The organism is Nonomuraea cavernae, from assembly GCF_040655715.1.
Classification (GTDB): domain Bacteria; phylum Actinomycetota; class Actinomycetes; order Streptosporangiales; family Streptosporangiaceae; genus Nonomuraea; species Nonomuraea cavernae_A.
The window spans coordinates 1-6,469 of the sequence record NZ_JBFAKL010000058.1 but is presented as its reverse complement, the minus strand read 5'-3'; the positions used below and the strand labels follow the sequence as shown (position 1 = coordinate 6,469).

The 6,469-nt window shown below is 61.9% G+C and carries 8 protein-coding genes and 1 pseudogene; 5 read left to right on the top strand and 4 right to left on the bottom strand.

The window, feature by feature from the left end; genetic code table 11:
- Positions 1 to 1,478: pseudogene (locus AB0I38_RS39980) on the top strand (hypothetical protein); the annotation flags it as partial.
- Here the strand turns inward: AB0I38_RS39980 and AB0I38_RS39975 are convergent.
- The 4 genes from AB0I38_RS39975 to AB0I38_RS39960 all read right to left on the bottom strand — a co-directional run bounded on the left by AB0I38_RS39975 (position 1,475) and on the right by AB0I38_RS39960 (position 3,987).
- Complete coding sequence (locus tag AB0I38_RS39975) at positions 1,475 to 1,681, bottom strand: DUF397 domain-containing protein (RefSeq protein ID WP_358495927.1); 207 nt, start codon at positions 1,679 to 1,681, stop codon at positions 1,475 to 1,477. The pseudogene AB0I38_RS39980 and the gene AB0I38_RS39975 overlap by 4 nt on opposite strands.
- 47 nt (positions 1,682 to 1,728) lie before the next feature.
- The gene (locus AB0I38_RS39970) at positions 1,729 to 2,754 is read right to left on the bottom strand and encodes an IS630 family transposase (protein ID WP_358495922.1); all 1,026 of its coding nucleotides are present in this window, start codon (positions 2,752 to 2,754) and stop codon (positions 1,729 to 1,731) included.
- A gap of 166 nt (positions 2,755 to 2,920) precedes the next feature.
- Positions 2,921 to 3,124 carry a DUF397 domain-containing protein gene (locus AB0I38_RS39965; protein ID WP_358495919.1) on the bottom strand — a complete coding sequence of 68 codons (204 nt, stop codon included), beginning with the start codon at positions 3,122 to 3,124 and terminating at the stop codon, positions 2,921 to 2,923.
- Positions 3,125 to 3,135: 11 nt separating this feature from the next.
- Positions 3,136 to 3,987, bottom strand: coding sequence for a helix-turn-helix domain-containing protein (locus AB0I38_RS39960; RefSeq protein ID WP_358495915.1), 852 nt, complete (start codon positions 3,985 to 3,987; stop codon positions 3,136 to 3,138).
- A 480-nt stretch (positions 3,988 to 4,467) separates the two neighbouring features.
- On the opposite strand from AB0I38_RS39960, the gene AB0I38_RS39955 reads away from it, so the two are divergent.
- From AB0I38_RS39955 to AB0I38_RS39940, 4 genes are all read left to right on the top strand, one after another.
- Positions 4,468 to 4,833 (top strand): hypothetical protein, encoded by a 366-nt coding sequence (locus AB0I38_RS39955; protein WP_358495911.1) that lies wholly within the window; start codon positions 4,468 to 4,470, stop codon positions 4,831 to 4,833.
- A gap of 103 nt (positions 4,834 to 4,936) precedes the next feature.
- Positions 4,937 to 5,488 carry a hypothetical protein gene (locus AB0I38_RS39950; RefSeq protein ID WP_358495908.1) on the top strand — a complete coding sequence of 184 codons (552 nt, stop codon included), beginning with the start codon at positions 4,937 to 4,939 and terminating at the stop codon, positions 5,486 to 5,488.
- The gene (locus AB0I38_RS39945; RefSeq protein ID WP_358495905.1) at positions 5,485 to 5,769 is read left to right on the top strand and encodes a hypothetical protein; all 285 of its coding nucleotides are present in this window, start codon (positions 5,485 to 5,487) and stop codon (positions 5,767 to 5,769) included. The genes AB0I38_RS39950 and AB0I38_RS39945 overlap by 4 nt, the downstream gene beginning before the upstream one ends.
- 80 nt (positions 5,770 to 5,849) lie before the next feature.
- A complete protein-coding gene (locus AB0I38_RS39940) occupies positions 5,850 to 6,257 on the top strand; it encodes an ATP-binding protein (protein WP_358495902.1) in 408 nt (135 codons plus the stop codon).
- Positions 6,258 to 6,469 lie beyond the last annotated feature (212 nt).

Below are 6,469 nucleotides of genomic sequence, written 5' to 3'. Positions count from 1 at the left end.
TGATTCCCGCCACAATCCGCGGCGCCCCACACCCGAAGACGATCACACCCCGCGATCATCCAACATCGGAATGCGCAGGGCCTGAATGCCTACGACGGGGCGCGATCAAGAGCCTGCTTGACTTCGAGAACCGCCGGAAGATTTTCGAGATCGACGCGACCTACAAGTTCTGCCTACTTTCGCTCGTAGGCCGAGCTTCACGTGAATCAACCGCCAGCTTCGCATTTTTTCTTGAAGACATCACGGACCTGGATGACTCTACACGAGTCTTTACTCTCCGGCCCGATGAGATCACTGGCATAAATCCCAACACCGGCACCCTACCGATTTTTCGCACGAGGAAAGACGCCGACCTAACGCTAGCGATACATGGGCGCCTCCCCGTACTATGGGACGAGACCAAAGTCAATGGAAACATCTGGCGAATCACCTTTAAAAATCTATTCAACATGACCGACGACTCTGACCTCTTCCAAACCAAGGAGGAGTTGGAGGCAAAGGGAGCCACACTCCACGGAAACGTCTTCACTTTGGGCAGCGAGCGATTCTCCCCCGTCTATGAAGGAAAAATGATCTATCATTTTGATCATAGATGGAACTCCTACTATGGAACAGGGAACGAGGACCGTCGCAAGCTGTCTCATCTAGAAAAGCAGCAAGCAGCCGTGGCAGCAACCCCGCGCTATTGGGTTGCGGAAGATGGACTCATTCCAACGGTCAGAAGAAATGTGGAGACCGAAATTCCCGGCGCCGCAGTACGGTTGGCGGAACTAAACTGGCGCCGGAACTGGCTATGCGGCTGGCGAGACGTAACGAAGGCGGTAAACGAGCGTACTGCAGTCCCAGCCTTCCTTCCGAAAGTCGCAGCCGGTCACACTCTCCCCCTCATGTTCCCGCAGGTTTCCGCAGCACTCACTTGCGGCTTAATAGCGGCTCAAAGCTCACTAATATTCGACTATGTGAGTAGACAAAAAAGCGATGGGAGGCATATGGCCCTCATGACGTGGAAACAGCTTCCTGTTCCCGCGCCCGAGTCATTAGAGCCTCACATCGTATTCATCGCTCCCCGAGTCCTCGAACTAGTGTACTGTACTTACGATATGGTCGGGCTTGCGCAAGATCTAGAGGACTACGGCGAACCGTTTCACTGGGACGATGGCCGGCGAGCGCGAATTCGGGCCGAACTGGACGCCTACTTCTTCCACCTCTACGGCATCAACCGTTCTGACGCGGACTATATTCAAGAGTCCTTCCAGTCGGAGACCGGTGGACTTAAGAACAACGAGATTGCCAAGTACGGCACCTACCGCACCAAAAACCTCGTCCTCGCCGAGTATGACCGCATGGCAGCGGCCGGCGTAAGTCTGGAAAACCCTCTCATCGATGGGGAGAACTTCGTTTCCACACTTACCCCGGCACCTGGCCATGGTCCCCGTCATCCTGCGAGAGGCGAGATGAGGGTCGATCGAGAGAGCTAACCCCGGATATCAACTTCGCCATCCATGACACCGCCGATAAACGCCTTCCACTCATCGCGCGTGAACAGCAGCTTGGGCCCATCCGGGTCCTTGCTGTCACGAACGGCTACCACTCCAGGAAGATTCATCGCGACCTCGACACACTGGCCGCCATTTCCCGAGGAGTAAGTCGACTTCCGCCACACAGCGTTACTCAAGTCCAATGTTTTCTCGTTTGCTTGATTATCTAATCAGATCATGGGTTTCTGCACTATGAGTGGGCAGCGGCGATGTAGCCCAGGTGTGGGTCGTTGAAGAAGCTTCTGACGAGTGCGGGTGTCTTTTGGAGGCGCCGTAGCGCGCCGAGCATGAGCTTCTTCATCTGCTGGATGCCGTGGACTGCGGCGCGGCCGACGTGGTCGCGCTTGACGTTCTTCCAGACCCATTCGTCGGGGTTCAACTCCGGGGAGTAGGCGGGCAGGAAGAACAGCTTCAGCATGCCGTCGCTGTCGTTGGCGAAGGTCTTCAGGACTTTCGCATGGTGCACGCGGCTGTTGTCGAGGATGAGATACACCGGACGGCCGTCACTGTCTGACATCAATCGTTTACAGAATGCGATAAAGTCTTTGGCCTTCAAGCCTTCGTCCAGTATCTGGAAACGCAGCCGCCCCTGCCGGTCGACCGCCGAGACCATATACGCGGACTTGCGTGCCCCCGTATGTTCGACTACGGGCGTCTGCCCGACGGGGGCCCATGTCGTCCCCCGATGGTAGTGGGTGGACAAGGCCGCCTCATCTGCGAAGTAGATGAGCGCGTTGTGCTCGGCGGCTTGCCGGACAATCTTCGGATACTCCTCGGACTTCCACCATTCGACCAGCTCAGGATTCTGCTGATAGGCCTTATACAGCGGTTTCTGCGGCGACATGCCGAGCCGGCCCAGGACACGGCCGACACTGGCCAGGCTCAGCTTGACGCCGAAGCGCTGCCGGATCAGTTCCTGAACCATCGTGCGCGTCCACAACGCCAACCCGAAGCTCAACTGGCGTGGATCGCAGCCCACCAGCAGCGCATACAGACTGGACATCTCATCGGCGCCGAGTTTCGCGTCCGGACCGCGGGTCTTCTTGGTGCGTAGTCCGGCCTGACCGCGCTCACGGTAATCACGCTGCCACGCGAACAGCGACCGCCTGGACACCTCGAGAATCCGCACGATGTCATCCGGGGACTCGCCTTGCTCCATCAGTCGAACAGCCTGCAGTCGTTCATCGAAAGTGGCCCGACGGCCCTTTAACGCCATGCAATCATTCTCTCACGGATTGCTATTCCCGGAGTGCAGAAACCCAAGAGCGCCTTAGATCTTGACAGGGCTGGGCTCTACTATCCCGCTGGTCGTCCAGGGCATCCGAGGTGCGGCGTCCGCCAGATCGCTGATACGACAGAAGTACGTCCGCCTCTGCTTCCGGTCAGCCAAACTCACCGTCCTTGACTCCCTTGATGAACGCGTTCCACTCACTCGCGCTGAACGTCAGAACGGCCTCGTCGGGGTGCTTGGAGTCGCGTACGGCATGCCCTCCATCTGGAAGCGAAGCCACCTCGACACAGTTCTGTCCCTCTGCGGAGCTGTAGGACGCCTTACGCCAGACAAGACCGTATTTGGGGTTGTTCATGGACTCCGCCCTTATTTGAGGTGCTTGGCCAGATATTCAATGTACGCCACCGACGCGTCCGTGCTCAGTGCGGACGCACGGAGGTGGCTGTAACTCTCCCGGTAGTGAGCCACGTCCTCAGGCTTCTCCAGGAAGAGATCACCGGCCGCGCCGACTTCCACGTAGACGATGCTGGGGTCCTCCGATGCTCGATAGTCCAGGATCGCGAAGCCGCCGGTCATCGCGGTGTGCGCGCCGACCACGTCCTGCAGCACCTGAATGCCGATGTTCTGGCGTTCGGCCATGCGGCACAGGTGGCGGAGTTGGTCACGCATCTCAGCGACGCCACCGACATGCTTGCGAAGTGCAGCCTCGTCGATCACCGCCCAGAAGCGCGGTGGGTCTTCACGATCCAGCAATCGTTGACGGGCCAGACGCGCCTCGGTCAGGCGTTCGATGTCGCTTGTCTCCATCACTCGCCCTCCCTTGAAGACCGCCCTGGCGTAGTCGGCGGTTTGGAGCAGGCCCGGGATGAGCATCGCCTCGAAGGTCTGGATCTCTGATGCCTCCCATTCCAGGCCGACGAGCGCTCCACCCAGAATGTCCTTGAACTCCTCTTCCCACCAGCCGCGCCGACGGCTGTCGCGAGCCAAGGCAATCATGGCGGCCCGTCTGGTTTCGTCCGTCACGCCGTAGACGTCGAGCAGGTCCATGACGTCGTTGATCGTGGGCCGACGCCACTCGTCGCGTTCGATGCGGGTCACCTTGCTGGGCTGCCATCCGAGACGCCGTGCGACCTCTTTCGAGTCCAGGCCGGCGGCCTCACGGAACTGGCGCAAGGCATTGGAAAGTCGCCTTCTCCTCACCGTTGGGCTATATGCCACGCCGTTCGCTCCTCTTCGCATCGGGGGTGAATGCACACATAACACAGATTCAGGTATTGCTGAATTTGGGTATTGCGATTCCTGACTGACTGAGGGCACTATGAGGCTAGCTCGATTCGGTGACAGTCAGTGCACGCAGCGGTACCGAACGTTGGCATAGCGACCGGTCATGAAAATGACCAGGAGCAAGAACACGGGCTACAGCATGCGAGAGGCCGCCACTCGCTTGTCACCGACCGACATGGCATGTCCGCCGACCGGGTACCGGCGAGCGGAACTGCCCCGGCGCCCTCGGGCGTGGTGACGCAACCACCCGCCGAGGACTGGATCAGGAATTTGGGAGCTCCCTGACCTATGAGGAACCTTAACCCCGTCGTCCCACACCCCGTACACGACGACACCGGGGAGACATGCCGGGACCAACCCACCACTCCGGAAGCGGCAGAAACAACGCGCCGACTCGTACGCGAAGCCCAGATTATGGAGGGCCTGTCGGGCCTGGCAGACGAGATGACACCCGCGCTGCTCCGGGCGGTGGGGTACATCCGGCTCCGCCCCACCGATCCACCCGGTCACGCCGACCAGCTCGCCGAGCGCCTCCTCACGGTCGCCGCGCGGTCCGGGCTGGAGCTGATCGACATCTACACCGAGCCGGCACACACCCACCGACGGACAGCGTTCGGCAGTCTGCTCCGAACGCTCCTCAGCCCCGACGTGCACGCCGTCATCATTCCGGCCCTGTGGCACCTATCGGAGGTCGACGGGATCCACCGAGGCATCCGCATGGTCATCGAGAAGGAAACCCAATCCATCGTCGTCGTGGCCGACGAGGAAACCGCGCTATGACCGCCCTGGCCAGGATGTACGACATCCGCATCCGAGGTGCCCGGGATGATCGTTGACCAGGCCACGGCCGAACGCCGGCTACTGCGGCTGTTCCTGTGCGCGAGTGGAGGTCGCCATGGGCAGCCGGTATAAGGCCGTTCTGTGCTCGGCGGCCGAGCTCACGCTGCTGGCGCTGCACACCGCGATCAGTATCGGTGCGACGCTTGCCCGCATCGCCGCCCGCAACTGGGACCTCGCCGCCGTCGAGCACGCCGCCGAACAGGCCGCCGCCCACCTCATCGCCCGCGCGGTGGAAACCACCGGTGACCCTGACCCCAACCCCCGCTATCCCGGCATCGACTTCACCCGCGTTCCCGTACTCGGCATCCGCGCCCACCGTCGCGCCGACGCGCTGATCATCGATGTCTGGGACACCGATCCCACCCCACCGAACCCGGTATCCCTCGACGAACACATGGCGGCCATGGCCGTACTGGCTCGCCGTTGGGCGACCTATCCCGCGCAGTGCGGCGGCAAGGTGATCTGGGCCGAGATCGCCGGTCCGCCACACCATCCCGCAGCCCCCGCCGCCGTCCACCCGCTCCAGCCGCAGGCGTGCCTCGCCGTGGTAGCCAACGCCGACAATGCCGCCGCATACGTAGAGCGGCCGGCATGAGCACGCAGGATTTCCACAGCGCACACCTCAAACCAGCCAAGAACGGCCTCACCAAGATCAGCTGGTCTGCCTCCACGGACAGAGCCGTGTCCGTCAGGGTCAGAAGTCACACCTGCGGCTGCGTCCCCACCTCATACGAGCTGTGCGAGGCGGCGGGCCTGGCCTTCATCCGCCGCACCGTACGCACGTCCGCGAGCACCCACGTCAGCGAGAGCCCCTGGCTGCAAAGGGCAGCGGCGATCAAACTCTGGACAGCCCTGCTGGAGGGGTGGGCACGGTGAACACGCATGACCTTCCCGATCGAGGCGCGCACCATACGGTTGCGGGACATCTCGACGACTCTCCGAGAGAAATCCCGCCGATGCACGCTCCGTCCCCCGCACGAGACAGCAAGGAGACAAGCTGGGACCTGCCCGCCGTACCCGAAGCGGTGGCCGCAGCGCGCCGGCTCGTGCGCGAAGCCCTCGCGGTGTGGGGCCTGTCCGCTCTGGCCGACGACCTGACCGTGGTCGTGTCGGAGGTCGTGACCAACACGATCGTGCACGCGAAGTCCGCGGTGACCCTCTCCCTGCACCGGCAGGGCCGAAGCGTCCGGGGCGAGGTGGCCGACCGCAGCCTTGTCTTGCCGACCCCACTGCCTGCGGGGCCGGACGAGGAGCACGGACGCGGGCTGGCCATCGTCGCGGCCTACTCCGAGCGGTGGGGTATCGATCCGACGCCGGACGGCAAGATCGTCTGGTTCGTCTGCGAGGGACGGCAGGCCCCATGAACGAGTCGCCGACGTCAGAGAGGGCTTGTCCCTCGGCGCAACCAAGTAGGTGGCAATATGTGACCATGCGATCACCAAGAGCGAAGTTCTTCAATGCCGCCGGACCTTGCGACCCCAGGCAAGGCCGTTGCGTTCTCGGTTGATGGACGTTCGCTGGGCTCGATGAGGCAGGTGTTGAGGGCACCCCGGGGTGCACATGACAAACGCGACCC

Excerpts from the sequence above, each read along its gene's own strand:
- AB0I38_RS39970 (WP_358495922.1), bottom strand. The coding sequence starts at position 2,754 with ATGGCGTTAAAGGGCCGTCGGGCCACTTTCGATGAACGACTGCAGGCT.
- AB0I38_RS39965 (WP_358495919.1), bottom strand. The coding sequence starts at position 3,124 with ATGAACAACCCCAAATACGGTCTTGTCTGGCGTAAGGCGTCCTACAGC.
- AB0I38_RS39940 (WP_358495902.1), top strand. The coding sequence starts at position 5,850 with ATGCACGCTCCGTCCCCCGCACGAGACAGCAAGGAGACAAGCTGGGAC.
- AB0I38_RS39945 (WP_358495905.1), top strand. The coding sequence starts at position 5,485 with ATGAGCACGCAGGATTTCCACAGCGCACACCTCAAACCAGCCAAGAAC.
- AB0I38_RS39955 (WP_358495911.1), top strand. The coding sequence starts at position 4,468 with ATGGAGGGCCTGTCGGGCCTGGCAGACGAGATGACACCCGCGCTGCTC.